This is a genomic window from Corallococcus sp. 4LFB, from assembly GCF_046520365.1.
Lineage (GTDB): Bacteria > Myxococcota > Myxococcia > Myxococcales > Myxococcaceae > Corallococcus > Corallococcus caeni.
On the sequence record NZ_JBKGHJ010000913.1, the window covers coordinates 1 to 1,770 of the forward strand.

The 1,770-nt window shown below is 70.8% G+C and carries 3 protein-coding genes; 2 read left to right on the forward strand and 1 reads right to left on the reverse strand.

Annotated elements, in window-relative coordinates; translation table 11 throughout:
* On the forward strand, positions 1-211 hold a 211-nt coding region (locus tag ACLEQD_RS42705), incomplete at its 5' end, for a hypothetical protein (protein ID WP_410391695.1).
* A gap of 57 nt (positions 212-268) precedes the next feature.
* Positions 269-1,066 carry an ABC transporter ATP-binding protein gene (locus ACLEQD_RS42710; RefSeq protein ID WP_410391696.1) on the forward strand — a complete coding sequence of 266 codons (798 nt, stop codon included), beginning with the start codon at positions 269-271 and terminating at the stop codon, positions 1,064-1,066.
* A 144-nt stretch (positions 1,067-1,210) separates the two neighbouring features.
* On the opposite strand, the gene ACLEQD_RS42715 is transcribed toward ACLEQD_RS42710, so the two are convergent.
* Positions 1,211-1,770, reverse strand: a 560-nt coding sequence (locus ACLEQD_RS42715) for a CPBP family intramembrane glutamic endopeptidase (protein WP_410391697.1), incomplete at its 5' end; no start/stop codon positions are given.

Genomic DNA, 1,770 nt, shown 5'->3' on the forward strand with positions numbered 1-1,770 from the left:
GGACGGCGAGCCCGCGGCCATGTGGGCGGGGCTGGGGGTGATGGGAGACGCGGCGCTGGTGCCGGTGAGGCCCGCCGCGGGCATGGCCCCGCACGGCGTGGGGCGGAGCGTCTTCCTGGGGCTGGGCGTATCGGCCGGCCTGCTGGCGCTGACCCTGTTCGGCCTCTGGAGGCGTCGCGCGCGGAGGCAGGAGGGAGCGGGCAGGCGGTGAGCTGGGGCGTGAATCAGGAGCGCGGCGCCGGGGCCCGCGCGGTAGGGTTCCGGGGCGATGAGTGACGCGAGCCGTGAGCCGGCGCCCAAGCTGACCCTGGAGGTGCGGGACCTGCACAAGTCATTTGGCGGGCAGCCGGCGCTCCGGGGCGTGGACCTGGTGGTGCCGGAGGGCACGACCTGCGTGCTGATGGGCGTGTCTGGTTCGGGCAAGACGGTGCTGATGAAGCACATCATGGGCCTGATGCGGCCGGACCGGGGCGTGGTGTTGGTGGAGGGCGAGGAGGTGGCGAAGATGAACGAGCCCGCGCTCAACCAGATGCGCCGCAAGCTGGGCATCCTCTTCCAGGCGAACGCGCTGTTCGACTCGCTCAACGTCTTCGACAACGTGGCGTTCCCGCTGCGCGAGCGCACGAAGATGTCCGAGCCGGACATCACGAAGACGGTGAACGAGACGCTGGGCAAGGTGGGCCTGTCGCACGCGGCCACGCGCTTCCCGGGCGAGCTGTCCGGCGGCATGCAGAAGCGCGTGGGCTTCGCGCGCGCGACCATCCTCCAGCCGAAGATTTTGCTCTACGACGACCCCACGGCGGGGTTGGATCCGCTGACCACGGCGGCGGTGAACGAGATCATCACCACGGGCAAGCAGCAGCTGGGGGCCACGTCGCTGGTGATCACCCCGGACGTTGCGTCCGCCTTCGGCACGGCGGACAACCTCGCGTTGATGCACGAGGGGCGCGTGGTGGAGTACGGCCCGCCGGACCACTTCCGCCAGTCGCAGCACCCGGAGGTGAAGGCCTTCCTGCGCAACTGGCTGCGGCGGCGTTCCGCGCAGGCGACGACCCCGCAGGCCTGACGCCGGTGCGTGGTGGAAGCCGGAGTCCGCATGCCCTGGCAGTTGGCGCCCGAGCCGATGCCTGGCGGGCTGGCCCGGCTGGAACCAATAGATTGATTTTAACTCGCGGTAAGAAGCAATTGATTGAGCTTGCCGCCCCTCGCTTCAGAGCGGCGGCAGCTTCTCCAGCAAGCCGGAGCGCGACAGCCACAGCATCAGCGCGAAGCTGATGGTGTTGAAGGCCGTGTGGGCGACGATGAGCGGCAGCAGCCGTCCCCGGTACCAGAGGACGAAGCCGAACCAGGCGCCCATCACGAACGTCTGGAAGACGGCCAGCGTGCCCTCGTAGAAGTGCCCCACGGAGAAGAGCACCGCGGCCCCCAGGATGGCTGGCACCCAGCCGCCCAGCACCACCCGCAGGCGGGGCACCAGGAAGCCTCGGAAGACGAACTCCTCGAAGCCCGTCACCACCACCATGATGGCCGCGAACGCCGGCACGCCCAGCCCCGTGCCCAGCAGCGCAGCCGCCACGCCCTTGCGCGCCTCCAACTCCTGGCCCGCCAGCTTCAGCGCCACCGCGACCGCCGCCAGCGGCACCGACGCCGCCAGGTGCACCACGTACGTGCCCACCAGCACCACCCCTCCCAGCAGCAGCTCGCGCGCCCAGCCCTCGCGCACCAGCCCCACCTGCGCGGGGCCCTGGCCGCCGCGCCACAGGAGCACCG